The organism is Patescibacteria group bacterium (genome assembly GCA_041650895.1).
GTDB lineage: Bacteria > Patescibacteriota > Patescibacteriia > 2-01-FULL-39-33 > 2-01-FULL-39-33 > CAISTG01.
In genome coordinates this window covers 249,922-268,282 of record JBAZKF010000001.1, presented here as the reverse complement: position 1 = coordinate 268,282, position 18,361 = coordinate 249,922, and the positions used below count along the sequence as shown (strand labels likewise).

General features: G+C 42.5%; 12 protein-coding genes and 1 tRNA gene. 12 read left to right on the top strand and 1 reads right to left on the bottom strand.

Annotated elements, in window-relative coordinates:
* Position 1: 1 nt before the first annotated feature.
* The 10 genes from WC473_01325 to WC473_01280 all read left to right on the top strand — a co-directional run bounded on the left by WC473_01325 (position 2) and on the right by WC473_01280 (position 14,509).
* Positions 2 to 727 carry a hypothetical protein gene (locus WC473_01325; protein ID MFA5124454.1) on the top strand — a complete coding sequence of 242 codons (726 nt, stop codon included), beginning with the start codon at positions 2 to 4 and terminating at the stop codon, positions 725 to 727.
* The gene (locus WC473_01320) at positions 714 to 1,418 is read left to right on the top strand and encodes a hypothetical protein (protein MFA5124453.1); all 705 of its coding nucleotides are present in this window, start codon (positions 714 to 716) and stop codon (positions 1,416 to 1,418) included. Before WC473_01325 ends, WC473_01320 begins: the two co-directional genes overlap by 14 nt.
* A 94-nt stretch (positions 1,419 to 1,512) precedes the next feature.
* Positions 1,513 to 2,469 carry a tyrosine-type recombinase/integrase gene (locus WC473_01315; protein MFA5124452.1) on the top strand — a complete coding sequence of 319 codons (957 nt, stop codon included), beginning with the start codon at positions 1,513 to 1,515 and terminating at the stop codon, positions 2,467 to 2,469.
* 572 nt (positions 2,470 to 3,041) lie between these two features.
* Positions 3,042 to 9,230, top strand: a complete 6,189-nt coding sequence (locus WC473_01310; protein MFA5124451.1) for a fibronectin type III domain-containing protein — start codon at positions 3,042 to 3,044, stop codon at positions 9,228 to 9,230.
* Positions 9,231 to 9,253: 23 nt separating this feature from the next.
* Positions 9,254 to 10,597: an ABC transporter ATP-binding protein gene (locus WC473_01305; GenBank protein ID MFA5124450.1), complete on the top strand. Its 1,344-nt coding sequence runs from the start codon at positions 9,254 to 9,256 to the stop codon at positions 10,595 to 10,597.
* Complete coding sequence (locus WC473_01300; GenBank protein MFA5124449.1) at positions 10,594 to 11,793, top strand: FtsX-like permease family protein; 1,200 nt, start codon at positions 10,594 to 10,596, stop codon at positions 11,791 to 11,793. The genes WC473_01305 and WC473_01300 overlap by 4 nt, the downstream gene beginning before the upstream one ends.
* An 80-nt stretch (positions 11,794 to 11,873) precedes the next feature.
* Positions 11,874 to 11,955 (top strand) — tRNA-Tyr (locus WC473_01295).
* Between the two features lie 298 nt (positions 11,956 to 12,253).
* On the top strand, positions 12,254 to 13,105 hold the full coding sequence (locus tag WC473_01290; protein MFA5124448.1) for a BRO family protein: 852 nt from the start codon (positions 12,254 to 12,256) through the stop codon (positions 13,103 to 13,105).
* Positions 13,106 to 13,452: 347 nt separating this feature from the next.
* Entirely contained in the window at positions 13,453 to 14,223 is a 771-nt protein-coding gene (locus tag WC473_01285) for a hypothetical protein (protein ID MFA5124447.1), read from the top strand.
* Positions 14,216 to 14,509, top strand: coding sequence for a hypothetical protein (locus WC473_01280; protein ID MFA5124446.1), 294 nt, complete (start codon positions 14,216 to 14,218; stop codon positions 14,507 to 14,509). The genes WC473_01285 and WC473_01280 overlap by 8 nt, the downstream gene beginning before the upstream one ends.
* 46 nt (positions 14,510 to 14,555) lie before the next feature.
* On the opposite strand, the gene WC473_01275 is transcribed toward WC473_01280, so the two are convergent.
* A complete protein-coding gene (locus WC473_01275) occupies positions 14,556 to 14,933 on the bottom strand; it encodes an HIT family protein (GenBank protein MFA5124445.1) in 378 nt (125 codons plus the stop codon).
* A 146-nt stretch (positions 14,934 to 15,079) separates the two neighbouring features.
* Between WC473_01275 and WC473_01270 the strand changes: the two genes are divergently transcribed.
* Together WC473_01270 and miaA are read left to right on the top strand one after the other, a co-directional pair.
* Positions 15,080 to 17,254 (top strand): hypothetical protein, encoded by a 2,175-nt coding sequence (locus WC473_01270; protein ID MFA5124444.1) that lies wholly within the window; start codon positions 15,080 to 15,082, stop codon positions 17,252 to 17,254.
* 18 nt (positions 17,255 to 17,272) lie between these two features.
* Positions 17,273 to 18,313 (top strand): tRNA (adenosine(37)-N6)-dimethylallyltransferase MiaA, encoded by a 1,041-nt coding sequence (gene miaA / locus WC473_01265; GenBank protein ID MFA5124443.1) that lies wholly within the window; start codon positions 17,273 to 17,275, stop codon positions 18,311 to 18,313.
* Positions 18,314 to 18,361 lie beyond the last annotated feature (48 nt).

The following is an 18,361-nucleotide window of genomic DNA, read 5'->3' as shown; positions in this document are numbered from 1 at the left end:
TATGATCAGCGACGTCCAGCAAAAAAGTAAAGAGGAGTTAATGGAAGAATTTGCAAAAAAAACCGACCATAATACACTCGAAGGAGAACAATATCTTACAACATTAATGGTGAAATGTACCAATGCTGCCGCGTCGTCTTTTCACCAGTCAGCCCAAAATATTTCTTTGTCTCTTGGTCAATGTGCACAGAGTATTACATTTTCCATAGAACAATTTAGACAAACCACAAAAGTATTGGGTGAAAGTTCAGACAAATTGTCTAAAAAAATATTTTGGTTAAACATAATTTTAGTATTGGCTACGATTGTTGGAGTGGGAGCGGCGACGTTTCAGGCAGTATCTCAAATTAAAGAGTGGAATAACGTTCAAGAGGACAGGAAATTTAGTACGCTATTTCGACTTGAAGATCGATTATTAAATAGCACTAATCAGTCCATCTATTCTGCAACTGAGCACAATAAGCCAATATTAAAAGATAACGGGGGAAAGTTTAGTACTGACGACTTGGATCAGTACCTAAACGATCTCACCTCTATTGAAAGCGCCTACGATCGAAAATTAATTGATATGTCGTCAGCGTATGAATGGTTCGCCGAATATTTTGAAATGGCAAGCCAGAATAAAGAGGTAAACGATTATTTAGCCAGTATTAGAAAAGAGAGTCCTGACTATTACGACGGCTTCGAGGCATTCAGTTCGGAAATTAATGCATATGGCAAAAGGTGAACAAGCAAACAGAAGTGAAGAATATTTATATAAACTGTCATTAAACGATAAGTTTCAGGCGGATGTGTTAGAATTAAGGAGAATACTCGGCATACCATCCGAAGGAGTTAAAGATCAGGATGATCGTCAGAAGTGTTTTGCCGATACTACTAAAGACATATTTGTTCTTGATGCGTTATTTTATCTTCAGGAGAAATATAAGGTGCCATTAGATTATGTTTTTCATTTAGATGATTTTATATTTTTTGGAAAATCAACTGGCGATAAAAAATTCCAGCTACCCGGATATTATTATTCCTCGGCTAAGATATTGCCCCCCAAACATACGCTCGAACCGGATGACGTTGATTTAGAGGAGTTTTATAAAGATCATAAAGAACCGTATGTAAAAATATTAGTATTCGGCGATAGTACAAAAAGCGAGGTTTTGGGATATCTTAATCAGAATTGGAATCAAGTTGAGAAGATATTAACGCAGCAGGGTTGGAAGCCGCAAAAGAGAGTAAGAAAAACAGTTCACAAAGAGCGCAACCGTTTAATCAAGGAATTGTACAAAAAAACAAAAAAAGAATTGGAGAAAGAATATGGCACAACCTCTCAAAGTAAAGAATTGTTGATTTCTAAAATTATGGATAAACTGGGGTATGGATACGTAGACGACGGCTATATTCGCAAAATAGGGCCGGGCTAATTGGTTTATTTATTCTCCCTTTAAGCCCGAATTTAAGAGGAGTCACCCCTTTTTTATATAAGAACTATGATTGGAGTATAATCATAGTTTTTATATGACTCAAAAAGAAAAGAATAAAGCCAGTCTGGTCGAACTATTCGAAACCTTTGTTAAACAACGCAGAAGTTCCGAGGGAAAAGCAACAGCGACGATCCGAAATTATCACGATAGTTTCGAGTTGCTTCTAAAATTCAAACCCGATGTCAGACTAAGTGATTTGAATTCTGACCTTATGGTAGATTTTTTTGATTTCGCGCAGACCCGGGAAAGGATGGTTGGTAACAAATTGGTTGTGCGGCCGCTGAAGAATTCAAGCATAGCCACTATCAGAGGTAAATTAAGCTCATTTTTTATGTGGTTGGTTGAAAATAAGTATCTGGCTAAAAACCCGTTTAAGGGCATTGCTTGGCCAGACGTCAGTTATACAGACAAGCGGGCGTTCACTAAAGAAGAATTTGACAAAATATACGTCGCCATCAGCAGAGATATCGTCTGGGAGAATAAACTGCTTAAAAAAAGAAATCTGGCCATGATTATGTTTTTCAATCTAACAGGAGTCAGAAAAGGAGAGTTCTTAGGCCTCAATTTGTCAGACGTTAATTTGAGAGAGAAGGTAGTTACTGTGCGCGGCGAGACATCAAAATCAAAGCGAACACGTAATATACCATTGAAGCTTGAACTATTACCTTTCCTTGAGGAATATTTGGACTGCCGCAGAGATTATTCGACCGAAGCGTTTTGGGTATCCAGTACCAAAGATTGCCGTTATACTGCGCATGGCCTTAAACATACGATTAATCATCTTAATGAGGTAACAGGTATTAATTGCCACGTACACAGGTTCAGGCACACGTTCGCGGTTAATTATTACATGCAGACTAATGATTTGGTTGGACTTTACGGATTGCTCGGACATAGGAGTTTCAAGATGACATTAAGCTATTTGCGTTCGCTATCAGATGATCATATTATCAAGCAAATGGATGCGCTAAAACTTGCTAAATTTCGTTAAATAGTTTATAATAACACTGATCCCAATGAGCCACCTTAACAATTAAATAGCTTTATTGCAGTGTTGCCAAATTGAGCCGTTTTTCCAACCGGTAATCCGGCTGGTAAATGGGTCCACACGACAGTACGCATTTTATAAACAAAACTCTCATTTTTGCCAATATAATACGGCAAATACGGGGTTTAGGGGTAGGGCTATTTAATGGTAAGGATGAGGTCTCCGGTTCAAGCCCGGACAACGGCTCAGCCAGTAATACTGTTTTCGAAATGTCGAAAACAGTATTTTTTTATGATCATTTTTTATCAGATTAACCGATGCCAGGGAATTGTCTGCAAACTTACTTATCCCCAGTTTGTTATTTTGCTCGTCATCATTGTTTATGGTATAATATACTAATAACAATGAACAAATAAATCAAAAAATATTTAGTGTTGAAGAAGTATTTTAGTATCGAAGAAGTATTATTGAGGGATAATATTATTTTAATGGCAAAGAACCGAGTAAAGAACCGATTTTCAAACAAAAATTTCTTAAGTTTCTTAAGTTCCAAATCAAAATTGTGGGACATTTTTTTGTTAACTATTATCATCGGTTTAATGGTCGCTTCCCTTATAGTTTTAAGATGGAGCAGTATATTCCTGCTCGTTTTGTTATCAGCTAATATATTCATTTACCTCTCTTACCGCTATGGCGTTTCTATTCCCGGCATTTCCCAACTTTCCGATCATTATATTCAAAAAAATGTGCAGGATTTCAGTAAACTTAATTCCCCTTATTTCCGCTTTAAATTACTTTATTATTTTATTTTGTTGATTCACGACATTGATTCTGGCTTTAATTTACTTTTTAGTAGCGCCAAACCGCTAGGTATTAATTTTGATAATAGGCAAAAGGCAAATATTGTTCGTGAGGAGTATCTTAAAGAAGCCTTGTGGGTTCATCATGTTAAGAAAAAACGGGCGACTACGGCCACGATGGTCAGTTCAATCGCTTTGACCGTGTTAATCCTCTGTTTGAGCTTCTTTTTTGTCTCTCGGGTTATGGCCGCTACCTTTGCCTGGGTGCAGACCGATTGGAGCGGGGGAGCGTCCACTTCCACCATCGCCACCCATCCTGGTGATAAGACCAATTGGAATAAATATTATAGCAAAGACGATGGCATTGAAGCTTCTTCATCTGTAGCTTTGGCAATTTATTCTTCTACCACTATAGATACTTTGACGGCTGATTTTTCAGCCGGTTCTTCTACTAATGTTTATGTTAGCAGTAGCGGCTCAGTCATAGCGTTAAAAGCCGCTAAAGCATCTTGCTCAACAAGCACTGAATGCGCCCTTAACTCCTGTGTTGGCGGGTATTGCAGTTTAGCAAATGGCGCATCTTGTACTCAGAATAATGATTGTAACAGCGGAAGTTGCAGTACGACCTGTCAGCCTTGCGGTTCTGGTACTACGATGACCGATGTTAGAGGCGTGGAATCAATTACTTACCCCATTACTAATATCGCTAGCCAATGTTGGATGGGTCAGAATTTACAAACCATTTATTATCCCAATGGAGACGCTATCGTAAAAGGTGATAGTGCCTCAACATCTGCCGCTTGGGCCAGTTTGAGCACTGCTTATTATTCTTGCCCTGGAAATACTGCCAACACTGCCGAGGATTGTGCCGCGGCCACTGACGCCAACAAGTTAGGTTATCTGTATCAATGGATTACTATAATGAAAAGTGGCCTTAATGCCACCTCCTCTTCAGTAACCGAAGCTCCTGGTCCGCAAGGTATATGTCCAACTGGCTGGCATGTGCCGACTCATTATGAAGTTAATACTTTAGAGTTATCGGTTTGCGGTTTATTAGGTAAGGATAGTGCGACCTGCCTTTCAACTTTTCCTTATGATATAACTACTGTAAATGTTGGTTTGGGTACTACTGAAGGCACTGCTTTAAGGACAAGTACAACGCTCGGTTTTTTAATTCCTGCTGCCGGCAGTCGGTGGAGTAATGGTGTGTATTACGGACGTAATGCCTCTACTTATATTTGGTCAGCTACTCAGTACAGTAGTAATGTTGCATGGAATCGTCTTATTGGTACTGGTAGCGGTCGATATGTTTATACTAATGGTGGTTATTTTAAAATGAATGGTATGCCCGTCCGTTGCCTTAAGAATTCTACCACTACTCCAGCCGATCAGCTTGGAACCAATTCGGGAGCATTTACTTCCGCAGTCAAAGATTTTGGCGCTAGTGTTAATCTTGGAACTTTCAGTTGGAACGCTTCCACTACTGGTGGGGTTACAGCAGTTACTATGCAAGTTCGTACCGGTACTACTGCTTCACCGACTGGTGATGATGATGTTAATTGGTCGGCTTGGACGGCTATTAGCAGTGGTTCCACTCCTGATGCTTCGCTTAGTGGTAAACGCTATTTTCAATACCGCGCCACCTTCACTTCTAACGATGTTAGTTCTGTTGCGACCTTAAATGATGTAACGATTAATTGGAGTAGCTATGATAGGAATCATATAGTTTATACCACGGTGTCGCCAAGTGATTTATCCTCAAATACGTCACATTCACCTTACGTCGTTTCAGCTGATAGTGAGTATGACGCTTCTCGCGCCGCTTATAAAGCTTTTGATGGCTCTGTGGCAACAAGGTGGGCGCCAACAAATACATATGGCTGGCTTCAGATAGATATGTCTCAAGTTATTCCTGTTGTTTCTTATAGAGTTACAGCTCAATCTAGCGAGAATAATTTTGCTCCAAAAACATGGACATTGCAGGGTTCAAATGATGATTTTTCTACTTTTTCAATCTTGGATACGCAAACTAATGTGCCTAGTTGGTCGGCTTCAGAAACTAGAACGTATAATTTAAGCTCAATGGCTAGCTATCGATATTATCGTTTAAATATTACGGCCAATCAAGGCAACTGGTCGCTCAATGTTGCTAAGTTTTCTCTCGGTACTATTTCTAACACTCTTATTTCCTCCATCTACGACTCTGGTTCCTCAGGCAATATTATTCCCAAAATCGCTTGGACGGCTACAGGCACCTCTACACAGAATAATGTTAAGTTACAAATTCGCAGTTCCGCTTCTACCTCAACAATAGAGAGCGCTCCTTGGTGCGGTTACGGCGATACTGAGGCGGGCTGTACCGGTGATAACTATTTTGAGTATAATCAAAATAACATTACCATTACTGATACTAATCATCCATTAATGTCGGGAGGGGATGATCAATACTTCCAATATCGGATAATACTGGCTTCCGGCGGGACCTCTACTCCTAGTGTTTCTGATGTAACTGTTACTTATGTAGTTAATGCCCCGCCTGAATTCACCGGCGACTCGGTTACCGCCAGTCAACGTTCCAGTGATGGTAAGGTATTACTAACTTATTCTATTGTTGATCCTGATACGGCTTCTTCCGGGGTTAATTGTCCTAATTGCGTTATTGCCTCATTTGAACGATCTATTAATGGGGGAGAATCATGGACGGCTATCTCGACCGATCGTCTTTCTAATGCCTCTGGTACAACTGGACTTTTAGCCGGTTTTGGCACAACCACGGTCAGTGCTACCGTTACCTCTACTTACACCGTTCTTTGGGATGCCAAAAATGATGGTCTTAATGGTCAATATGCGGCCGAGACGCAAATCAGGATAACTTTGGATGATTTGGAGGGTGGCAATAATACCGCAGTAACTACTACCGCCTCGTTTGTTCTGGATGTGGCTAATCCGACTCCTGGCGCTTATCCGATCTTGGTTAACGCCCATGGCGCCACAATTAATGATTCTAATTATCCGGCTTCCCTCGCGCTTAGCGCCACTGATGACTCGGATAGTTTGCAGATGTGCGTAACTTTAAGTAGCTCTTACAGCGGTTGCAGTTATATTGATTACAATACTACCAGCAGTATTATGCTGACCACTAACCCCCAACGGGTTTATGTTATGTTCAAGGATGCCTACAATAATACTTCAACTGCTAGTGCTATTACGCCAGATACGCTTAACAATATTATAATTAAGGATGTTTCCGATACCCTTGTACCGGCCTATCAAGAATTTATCGTCTGGAAGGCTTTGGCTTCTACTACTTTCAAGTATTACCATGTAGAGCATTCGACAGACGGCGTAGATTATGAAGAAATTGATCTAATTGATGATAATGCCATTAATTTTTATTTCCACCAGGATCTCGTTTTGGATTCTACCCATTACTATCGCGTTTATGCGGAGGACACTAGTGGTAATACTTCTTTTTATACTAATGTTGTCAATGATTCTGCTGATGGAGTTGGCGGATCCAATCCCAATCCGCCCATCCTGACTAATGTGGAGGTTGTTGCGACCACCACCCAGACCGCCACTATTGAATGGGATACCAATGAACTGGCCAACTCCTATATCCATTATTCATTAGATCCTAGTAAGGATTTTGATACTGCCGTTGGCTCTCTTACTATGGTTCAGGATGTTAGTAACATCGGACGTCATCGTGTAATTTTGACTGATTTGTTGCCTGGACGAACTTATAATTTTACTGTGGAGTCGCAGAATGCTTTATCTGTTTCCGGTGTTAATACCAATGAGGGCGATGGTTATTCCTTCACTACTGTTTCCGGGCCGGTTATTAGCAACGTTACCGCCAGCAATGTGGCTAATAATAACGCCACCATTGTTTGGAATACTGATATTGTTGCCGATTCCGATGTTTACTACACTTCTTCCGACGATTTTGCCTCCTTTGAGCACTTGGGCGGCACAGAAGAGGTTACTAGTCATGAAATCGCGTTGACCGGACTTAGTCGCGGCACTATTTATTATTACTATGTCGCTTCCGGTGTGGCCACTGACAATAATGCCGGCGATTATTACTCTTTCACTACTCCTTACGATGATGTCGCTCCGGTTATTGATAATGTTACTTCCACCATCGTCATTGACACCCAAGCTTTGATTAATTGGACCACCAATGAAATGTCCGATTCCCAAGTGGTCTACGGTACAGAGTCGGACAATTACACGCTCAGTTCCGAAGATACCAATCTTAACACTAACCACAATATTGTCCTCTCCAGTTTATCTTCCTCCACCACCTATTATTACAAAGTTATTTCTACTGATAATTCAGGCAATGAGGCTTCCTCCACCTTGGAATATTCTTTTACTACTTTGGAAACCCTCTCACAGGAATCAGCTATTCTGTTGCGAGAGCTCCAGGCCCAAGCGACCGGCGAAGCTGCCGGGGCGGCTGGCGTAGTTTGCGGCGGTGGAGGCGGGGGATCATCTATTGATCGCAGTAAGCCGATTGTTTCTAAGGTTGGTGTTTCCAGTATTTCCGGCGATAGCGCCGTGGTAAGCTGGGTGACGAGTAAAACCGCTAACAGCATAGTGCAATTCGGTTTGGATACTGCTTATAAAAACGCTTCTTATGGAGCTAATTTGGTTACCAGCCACAGCAATACCTTAGTCAATCTCCAGCCCTCCACCCTTTATCATTATCGGGTCAATTCTATCGACGAAAACGGCAACCTTGGCACTTCTGAAGATGCTACTTTTGTCACCACTGACGCTCTGGGCTTGCCGGCCGATGCCAGTCTAACCGATTCCAGCGCTTCTGTCACTGATAATGACTCAATGTTTTCCGCTGCCATGTCTCGCGCCGCTTCTTTCATCTCAGCCATGTCCGGGCGTGTTTCCATTAACTCTCTGGAGGCTGCCATAGCTTCCCAATACAACCTTATCCGCCAGCTTTCCGAAATGGTCCCTCCGCCCTTGTTAGGTGGTGAACCGCGAGTCATTGTTACCGCCAATTCCGCCACCGTCTCCTGGTCAACCGATAAGGAATCTAACTCTCTCGTTGCTCTGGCTCCCGATGACAAATATGATTCCAAACAGGGAGATGACGCCTATCTGCAAGTTATCGGCAATAGCGAAGAACAAACCAATCTTCACGTCGTGTCCTTGTATGATTTACAGCCGGAGACCACCTATCATTACCAAGTCCGTTCCATGGCTTTGGGCGGCGCTTTATCCAAATCCAAGGATTTTACTTTCAAGACCAGGCCTCAGGAATTAGAGATTTCCAGTTATAATATACAGAACGTAGACGATCGCACCGCTATTTTTAGATGGCTTACTACCGGTGAAACCAATTCTCAAGTAAAGTACACGCCTTACCGTAATAATATTTTGATATTGGATGAGATTAAAGTTTCGGGCGATAAAAACTATACCACCATTCATGAAATGCAGATTAATGAGTTTGAATCCGGCGTTACCTACAAAATAGAACTCTCCAGCACTGATGCCAAGGGTAATATCATCACTAAAGAGATTCCGGACTTCCAGACTGGTCGAGATAATTATCCGCCGGTTATTGAGCAAGTCCAGACCGAGTCAGCCATTTCTCCCGGCCGTAAAACCAGCATCCAGACCATTGTCTCTTGGGTAAGCAATGAACCGGCTACCGGTCAGGTTTACTATCAGAAAGGCGCTGACGTTATAGCGGAAGACAGGTGGAACAAGACTCCTTTGGATACCAGTTTCTCTCGCAAGCATATTATTGTCATTACCGATTTTGAACCGGGCGCCATTTACCAATTCAAGATCATCAGCGCTGATTCCAACGGCAATTCCTCCGTTTCCAAGGTTTACACCATTCTTACTCCCAAAGAAAAGGAATCTGTCTTCCAGGTTATTATGAAGAATTTTGAGGACGTTTTCGGCTGGACCGGCATCGGGAGGTAGAAAGCAGATAATAAGCAAGCAGTATGCCAAAACCCATAGTCAAAACTAAAGATTTAAATGTTATCTACTTTAAGGGCAAACCCAACCAGGTTGATGCCCTGCTTAACGCTAACTTGGAAATTTATCCCGGCGAGTTTATTATTTTTTTCGGGCCTTCCGGCTGTGGCAAATCCACCTTGCTTTATTCCATCGCCGGTTTGGAAAGGAATATTGAAGGCAGTATTTTAATCAATGATAAGAATTTGGCCCTATTTAACAACAAGGACTTGGATTTTCATCGGCAGAAGATGATCGGGATGATTTTTCAGGCTTTTTATCTGGTTAATTCTTTGCCGGTAATCAAGAATATCGTTCTTCCGCAATTTTCTCTGGATATCAAAACCAAAGATCGGGAAAAGAAAGCCAAGGAATTGATGGAATTTTTTGGCATTACCAAGCAAATGGAAAAGTATCCTAATGAGCTTTCGGGCGGACAACAGCAACGTGTGGCGATTTGCCGGGCGCTGATCAACGATCCGCAAATGATCTTAGCTGACGAGCCGACCGGCAATCTTGATTCCAAATCGGCGTTTGACGTAATGAACACCTTGTTAGAATTGAACGAAAAACAGGGTAAGACTGTTATTTTAGTCACTCACAGCCCCGGCAGTTTGGAATATGCGCATCGTGTTTTCTATATGAAAGACGGCAAGATTATTGATGAAAAAGTCAATCGTAAATTGGGTGAATCGGCTAAAAAAGAAAATCTGCCAGACAATGTCTTGGCCGCTGATTTGGGGACTGATAAATCAAAACAAGCCTCAACCGCTCCGGAAGAATTGAAAGCCGCCGCTACCCTAAGCGATTGGCAAGCCAAGAATATTGTTTGCGAGTCTTTGACCGGTTATTCCTTGGATGAGTTTTTTGGTTTGGAAAGGATCATTGATTCTGCCGTTAAGGAATCGAAAAGCAAGTTCGGCGACAAATTATTCAACTATTTGGATAAGGATATCTATGAAGGCGGGCTGGGGCTCAATTCTCGGACGGCCAGGCGTTTGGCGGAAAAAATGAAGAATTTGGCGGTTGAAGTAAAGCATTTCAACGAGATTTTGGCTAAGAACGACCCGCAGAATGTCGGACCGGAGATAGTTGAAGAAGTCAAGGATTATTTATTGTCATACTTTTCTTTTAAGTTGCGCAAGCCGGAACAGCCAGCTATCCTTAGGGAGTTGCTCGCCGAAAGAATCAAGGGGGAAATTAATTTTGATCAATTAAGAAAGCAGATGGACCTGTCTTTTTCAAAGGGCGGTTTGGGTTTGGATAAACGCTTAGCCGATAAAGTTGCCAAACATCTGGAATTCATAATTTTGAGCAATAAAAAAATATGAAAACTAAAGACGCCTTGGATTTATCCCTGAGGATTTTTAAAAATCGTCCTCTTCGCACCTTTCTGACCATCTTGGGTGTCAGTGTCGGCATTGGCACGGTTTTGTTTTTAGTTTCTTTCGGTTATGGTTTACAGCGCGTTATTCTGAATAGAATCACCGGCGCTGATTCTTTATTGAGTTTAGACGTCAGTCCCGGAGTGTCTAATTTAATAGAATTGTCGCAAGGTAATATTGACGAAATCAGTAAAATGAGCGAGATTTCAGAAGTAAGCAGGATGACTGCCGTTTCCGCTCAAATGGCCATTGATAACAGTACGGCTAATGGCATGGTTTATGCCATTGATCAATCGTTTTTCAGGCTTAACGGCACAGTCCCGGTTGTGGGCGATGTATTTCCGGCCGGCAACTTGACTCAGGCGGTTATTTCTACGGCCGGAGCCAAGCTTTTCAATATTAATGGCCAGGACGTTATCGGCAAAGAGGTGGAATTGGTTTTATATGTCCCGATCATTGACGGCGCTGGTTTGGAAGAAGTAAAAATCGTTAAACAACCGCAGAAATACAAAATAGTCGGCGTCGTGGAAGATGAAAATACTCCTTTTATTTTTATAGAGCTGGGATCGTTGAATGAAGTGAAAGTCGCTAATTTTGATCAATTGAAGGCTAAGGTCACAAGTCAGGCAGTCATGGACATTGCTCGAGAGAAAATAGTCAGCCGAGGCTTTATTGTTTCTTCTTTATCGGATATTATTGATCAGGCCAACAAGATTTTCGGCATTATTCAGATCATTTTGTTGTCTTTCGGCGCGGTGGCCTTATTGGTTTCGGCGATTGGCATGTTTAATACCATGACTATATCTTTATTGGAAAAAACTAACGAGGTCGGCATTATGCGCTCCATCGGAATTTCCGGCCGCGATATTAAGAAAGTTTTTTTGATGGAATCGGCTATCATGGGATTTTTGGGCGGTATCGGCGGCATCGGAATCGGTTACTTTGCCGGTTTCGTGGTTAATCTTGGATTTAATCTGTTGGCTCAAAACTTGGGTGGCAAAACAGTAACTCTTTTTTATACGCCTTGGGAGTTCACTTTCGTGGTAGTGATTTTTTCCGCCGTCGTTGGTTTTGTGACCGGCGTCTACCCGTCATCCCGTGCCTCCAAGCTTAACCCGTTAGACGCTTTAAGGTACAAGTAACTTTTGGGGCCTTTTATTGCAGTTATGCCTAATAGGCTTGCTTTTTTTCTTATATTATGTTAATGTTTCCATAGAATTTTGGGTCGGTACCAAAGTGGTCAACTGGGGGAGACTGTAAATCTCTTGGCTCTGCCTTCGGGGGTTCGAATCCCTCCCGGCCCATATCAAAAAGAAAAGACGGGGTTAAATCCGTCTTTTCTTTTTGACTGGAGTTGCAGGGGGGGATTCGAACAAGCCAGAAGTGAAACAAGATTTTTTGTGGAAGCAAAAAATCGCAGTTGAACGTCGCTGACCTGCCTGTGGCAGGTCAGCGCTGGCTCCGGACAAACGAAATCGCCTCATTTGGCGGCGATTGAGAGCGTAAATCCCTCCCGGCCCAAAAATCTTAAACCTCGCTTTTTGCGGGGTTTTTGTATCAGTATAATTATGTATGTTATAATAAATCCATATAAATAATCTTATGGAAAATAATAAACAGATTACTATTTTTGAAGGTCAAAAAATTCGTCGTCATTACGATGAAAAAAAAGAAAAATGGTATTTCTCTGTAATTGATATTATTCAAGCGTTAATTCAGCAGAATGATTATCAAACAGCTAGAAAATATTGGAATAAGCTTAAAGAAAGGCTTAAAAAAGAGGGGAATGAGTCGGTGACAAATTGTCACCAACTGAAATTCGAGGCCTCTGACGGTAAGTTTTATCTGACTGATGCAGCTGATGTAGAAACTATTTTCCGTCTAGTTCAGTCTGTGCCGTCGCCTAAAGCTGAACCGATTAAGCTCTGGCTGGCTAAAGTCGGTTATGAGAGAATAGAGGAAATCTCCGATCCCGAAAAAGCGCTCAACCGCAGTCGTGATTATTGGCAGAGGATGGGCCGAAGCAAGCAATGGATCCAACAAAGGATGATGGGGCAGGAAATCAGGAATAAGCTGACTGACTATTGGAAAGATAATGAAGTCAAGAAACAAGACGAATACGCTATTTTGACTAATATTATTCACGAGGAGTGGAGTGATTTGTCGGTTAAAGATCATAAAAAATTAAAAGGATTAAAAACACAGAACTTACGTGATCATATGAGTGATGCGGAGCTTGTTTTTACGGCTTTGGCGGAATTATCCACTCGTCAGATTGCGGAAACCATGTCGACAAAAGGTTTGGAAGAAAACAAAATTCCAGCCAAAAAGGGCGGACGAATCGCTAAGAATGCGCGATTGGAATTAGAGCAAAAAACTGGTAAGAAAGTGATTAATGGAATTAATTTTTTGCAATCATCTAAAGGTAGAAAAAAGTTAAAAAATAAAAATTAAATTTTGCGGGGTTGTCGTCTTGATGGTCTTATAAATAGCAATAAGTTCGGAATAACGGAATTCCGCACCACACTTCTTAAACCTCGTTTTTGGCGGGGTTTTTGTATTGGTTTTTGACCAATACCATAGCAGTTAAGCTATCATCTTTTGTCTTGACGAATTTTGTCATATGCTGTATAATATATCATTAGTTCATTAACATGTTGATAGGTTTGGTGTCCTGGCTTTCTTTTTGTTTAATTTAAGCTAAATTAGATAGAAAGAAAGTTGGGACTATATGAATGCCCAGCTTCTTTCCTGGCCATAGTGGTTGGGAATACTGCCTCACAGAGGCGGAAAGGCAAGTTATGGCAGAGCGTAAGGCAAGTGCGGCAGCCCTCTTGGCTGCTTTGAATGGCCTCAGTGATGAGGAGATGCTGGCGTTGGCTGATAATTCCGGAAAATTGAAGAAGTTCTGTGGCGCACTCGTGGCCGAAGAGATCGCGAATACTTTCTGCGTGCCCCTATCGGACAATGAGCTTCAGAAGCAGTTCCCGCAGTTCGCCGATCGTCTCGCCCCTTGGCGTAAGCTGGCGGCCGAGATGAACTACAGCGGGCCCGTGAGCTGGCTTGTCAAGCAGGGTTTCACACTGAAGAAGCATGCTTCTATCGTCGGCCCTTGCAACAACAATCTCAACTATTTGCAGGGCTGGAATTTCAACGACGCGCCGACCGATGACGTGATCATCTTCTGGGTGCCTCGCCTGGCTCCGAAAAGCACTGGCAAAGACATCAAGACGATGGAAGCCCACCGCGCCGAACTCAAAAAGCGCTATGAGCTTCCTGGCGATCATGCCACTTATTTCGGTTCGATCCAAATCCTGTTCGCCATCATTCTGGCGCATTTCAAGCGTTCTGGCGAAAGGGTGCCGCTGGACTTGCTCTACGCGGCGTCGGGTACCCTGTTCGTCGGCGGCCGTCTCGTCGCTGGCGTCTTCAGCTCGACTGGCGGGGTCGGCTGCGACTGCTGGCGCGAGGATGGCAATGGTTGTGTCGGCTTCTTCCTCCTGGGGGTGGAGAAGGTCAGTCAAGATTCTGTACTTCAACAAACCCAACAAACAGGAGATGAAAATGCTTAAACGAAGAGCTCAGCAACGGAAAAAGTTAGCGTTGGTTATCAGTTTGGCGCTTATGGCGCCCCTGATGTTGATTCTGGCAATCCTAAATGTCCAGGCGGAGAATCAGCGGGCAAAGCAACAGTCGCTGACAGCGACAGTTGATCAGCAGTCTTCGCCTGTGGATATGAAACGGACGAACAGTCCGGAAGCGAACAAATTGTCGCAGAGATACTTGAGCGGCATGAGAGGCCCGGACAGCTTTTATCTGGAACGGGCGGAACAAAAGCCGGAAGAATCGAAAGAATAAAAAAAGAGTAAGCACAAAAAACGGACCATCGTGGTCCGTTTTAAATTTAACGTTTTTTTGCAATTAAATTTTTTCTTATCTTATCGTCTAACGTAAAATCTTTTATTTTTTTCGGCTTTGACATAAAATTGCCAAAGCCCTTTTTATTATACCGAGGAATCAGATGCCAATGGACTTGTTTCACTTCATCCATATAGACCAGATAAATTTTTTTAGTCTTTAGCGTTTTTATCATCGCATTCCTAATTTCGTTCACCTTGGACATCAAGTACTCATAATCTTTTTTAGCTAACAAGTGCAGGTCAGCGACCTTGTTTTTCCAGACGACAACCGTATGGCCCTCAACGATCGGGTGGTTGGCCAAGCAAGCATAAAGCTTTTTATCTTCATAAATGATGGCATTCTTAAGCGGCGCGGGTAGCATAGGGTAGTAAGATTAAGTAGTGAGGGTGAAAGAATTGATCCAATTTTGATTTTATTCCGTTATCTGTTATGATACAATAATTATAGCAAATTAGCTAAAAATCACCAGCCTTGAGCCGGCAGGTCCAGATAAAATAAGATAAACTTATGAAACCAACCCAAAAGAAAATGATTTTGTCTGCGATCGTTATTGTGGCGGTCCTGGCAGTGCTCTTAACAGTTTGGTTCCTACAACCCAAGAGTCAGCCGGAAGTTGATCAGCGTTATTACAATGGCCCGACCGGCCTAAATTTAATTGATCAGGCTTTGGCCGAAGAAAAAATTGATCAGGAGACCGCCTTGATTTATAAAGTAAAATTTGTTTTCCGCGATCCGACTTTGCCTCAGGAGTATTCCACCAAGGAATTCCCGTTTGAAGAGGGCGGAGTTTTTGCAGAAGTTAGCGAGAATTGGGAAAAATTGTCTCCGGCCGCCAAAGAAGCGTTGGCGCCTTACTTTAAGCGTCCCGACGATCCGGACAGTTATATCAGCCAAAAGATCAACAGTGAAGCGCAGAATCAAGATTTGGGTTTTGGATTAATCAAGACGGCTCAGGCTTTTGACCGGCCCTTGTCTTATAAGTCAGATGACGGCTTAGTGACCGCCGACGGCAAGATCCGAGTTTGGTATTTGGAAAAGAAAGAAACAATCAATGGGCAAGAGAAGACCACAAAAATTTATTACGATACGGCTCAAAAAATTGTGTCTAATTTAAATACCGACGGAGCTTACGCCCAATATGTCGGCTTGTTGGGAAAAATCCCGCCCTCTGACGGTTCTTTGGGTGGTGATGATAAAGTTGATATTTATGTCGGTCCGGCCAATTATTCGTTACTGTTAAACAGCGACAACTCTTCTTCTTTGGGGGTTAATGCGCCCGATAACGGCAACGGCCGCAGCAGTTTTATCATCATCCGCGAGAATCTGAGTGATAAAGATTTGAAAACCACTACCGTCCATGAATTATTCCATGCTTTTCAGCGCGCTTTTGATTGTTGGCTGGTCAAGGCCAACTGGTGGTGGATTGAAGGCACGGCTACTTGGTCGGAAGATTTCATTTATCCCAAGGAAAATTCCGAACAGGGCTATGTTGACGATTTTATTCCTAAGCCGGAATTAAGCTTATTCAAAAACGGTGATAATTTTGAATATGGCGCTTATACTTTTCCGTTTTATTTATCCAAAACTTACGATCGAATGATTGTCACTAAGATTTTTGAGGGCTGCGCCGGCTCTGGCAATCCTTTGGCCAGCGCAGAGCAAGCCATTGACGGCGGTTTTAAGAAGAATTGGAAGGAGTTCACCTTATGGAATTATAATAAAAAACCGATTGAATATTACAAAAATGCCGATCAGAGCAAGGTTTTTCCCGGCGACTCTTCGCAAAACGGCAAGAACTCAGACATGGCTTTTTTGGCGCCCGGTGAAAATACCATTGCCATCAAAGAATTAAAACCCCTTACATCTCAAGTAATTGAAACTTTTTTCAGCGAATCGCAAGGCGTACGCAAAGCGGTTTTCAAAAACCTGAAAAATTTTACCGGTAAAAGCGACAGGGGAGCGATTAAGGCCATAATTTATCCCAAAAGCAATGGCCAGCCCTATGTTGAAGACTGGACCGAAAAAGAAAGCCGCAGTTTCTGTTTTGATAAGGCCGATGAAAATTTTGATAAGATTGTTCTAATCCTCAGCAACGCGGAATTAAAAAATCAAATCGGATCAAGCGAGATTAAAGTCAAAACCCAGGAGTCTTGCTATGAAATTGATCAAGGTGAAACCATGACCGTTAATCCGATCTTCGCCGTAACGCCCGGTTATACCGGTACGTTAAAATATCAAGCTGAGGGCAGTTTGATTAAGGATTCAGTCCCGGCTTCGGCCAAGTATCCCTACTTGGGAAAGTGGCAGGTTAAGGTGGATTATTTGGAGCAATTTCCGCCTCAAAGAGTGGTGGCGATTACTGCCAGTGGAATGGATTTTGCTTATAATCACTATTTGGAATTTGATTTGAGTGCTGATTCTGTTTTGCAAGACGGTATCATTTCGATTACAACCAAAGAAGGCAAATTTGAAACTCCCGGTTGGACTGTGCATAATGAATTGTCCGGTCAGACCGCCACTGTTCCCAAAAACACCACCCTATGGGATGTGCCGCAAAAAGGCATAGTGTCGGAGATGACGGAAAATGGCTGCAAGATCAGTTTGCCTGATTTTGTCTTGTATAATTCCGGCGGTTATCGAGCTTTGCCTCACCCGATTGTCTTGGAAATAAAAAATAATTAGTTTATTAAATAATTTCAAATGACCGCGCCCGCTCCCAAGTTAATCGTTATTCTCGGACCGACCGCCACTGGCAAAACCAAGCTGGCGGCGGCTTTGGCTTTCAAATATGGCGGCAAAATCATCTCCGCCGACAGCCGTCAGGTTTTTTGCGGCATGGATATTGGCACGGGCAAGGATTTGGCTGATTATTATATTAGCTCGGAACTGGCTCAAAAGCTCAAAAGCTCTAAACGGCCAGCTTCTGTTAAATCAGGCCTAAAACCGGCTCAAGCGGCCTCAGATAAGGCTTCTGGAACGGCCATCAGAGGCCACCAAGATTCATCCAAGGTGCCTTATGCCTTAATTGATATAATTGAGCCAATGACTGCTTTTAACGTTGCCAAGTATCAAAAATTAGCTAAAAAGGCTATTGGCGAGGCAGTTAGTCAGGGTTACCAGCCCTTTTTGGTAGGCGGTACCGGGCTTTATATTGACGCCATAATCAAAGGTTATCAGTTCAACCAGGAAATATCCGCCGAAAAACAAAAACAGGTCAGGAATAAATTAGATAAATTAAGTTTAACTCGATTATTAGCTCGGCTTAAAAAAGTTGATCCTATCACTTACCAAAAGATTGACCAAAAGAATCGTCGACGAGTTCAGCGCGCGTTGGAGATTTATGAGGCGACCGGCCGGCGCAAGTCAGAAACCGATAAAAAATCCGGTTCAGATTATGATTTATTGATTATCGGCTTGAAATTCTCGCTGGAAGAAATTTATCGTCGTATTGACAGCCGGCTGGAAACACGAATCAAGGAGGGGATGATCAAAGAAATAAAAAAACTCCGCCGGCAAGGCGTGAGTTGGAAACGGTTGGAAGAATTCGGATTGGAATACCGCTATGTGTCGCGTTATTTGCGGGGCCTGATCAGCTATGAGGAAATGTTAGGACAACTTAAGAATGAAATCCATCATTTTGCCAAACGGCAATTGACTTGGTTTAAAAGGAATAAGGATATTGTTTGGGTGACTAAACCTCGGGAGGCCGAACGAGCCATCGCCGGTTTCCTTAAAAAATAATCATCATCATAATAATCCATAATAATCCGTCGCATTAATCATGTGGCG

Bases quoted from the DNA above. Each gene is read 5' to 3' on its own strand.
- WC473_01325 (MFA5124454.1), top strand. From the start codon at position 2: ATGATCAGCGACGTCCAGCAAAAAAGTAAAGAGGAGTTAATGGAAGAA.
- WC473_01320 (MFA5124453.1), top strand. From the start codon at position 714: ATGGCAAAAGGTGAACAAGCAAACAGAAGTGAAGAATATTTATATAAA.
- WC473_01315 (MFA5124452.1), top strand. From the start codon at position 1,513: ATGACTCAAAAAGAAAAGAATAAAGCCAGTCTGGTCGAACTATTCGAA.
- WC473_01305 (MFA5124450.1), top strand. From the start codon at position 9,254: ATGCCAAAACCCATAGTCAAAACTAAAGATTTAAATGTTATCTACTTT.
- WC473_01300 (MFA5124449.1), top strand. From the start codon at position 10,594: ATGAAAACTAAAGACGCCTTGGATTTATCCCTGAGGATTTTTAAAAAT.
- WC473_01290 (MFA5124448.1), top strand. From the start codon at position 12,254: ATGGAAAATAATAAACAGATTACTATTTTTGAAGGTCAAAAAATTCGT.
- WC473_01285 (MFA5124447.1), top strand. From the start codon at position 13,453: ATGGCAGAGCGTAAGGCAAGTGCGGCAGCCCTCTTGGCTGCTTTGAAT.
- WC473_01280 (MFA5124446.1), top strand. From the start codon at position 14,216: ATGCTTAAACGAAGAGCTCAGCAACGGAAAAAGTTAGCGTTGGTTATC.
- WC473_01275 (MFA5124445.1), bottom strand. From the start codon at position 14,933: ATGCTACCCGCGCCGCTTAAGAATGCCATCATTTATGAAGATAAAAAG.
- WC473_01270 (MFA5124444.1), top strand. From the start codon at position 15,080: ATGAAACCAACCCAAAAGAAAATGATTTTGTCTGCGATCGTTATTGTG.
- miaA (MFA5124443.1), top strand. From the start codon at position 17,273: ATGACCGCGCCCGCTCCCAAGTTAATCGTTATTCTCGGACCGACCGCC.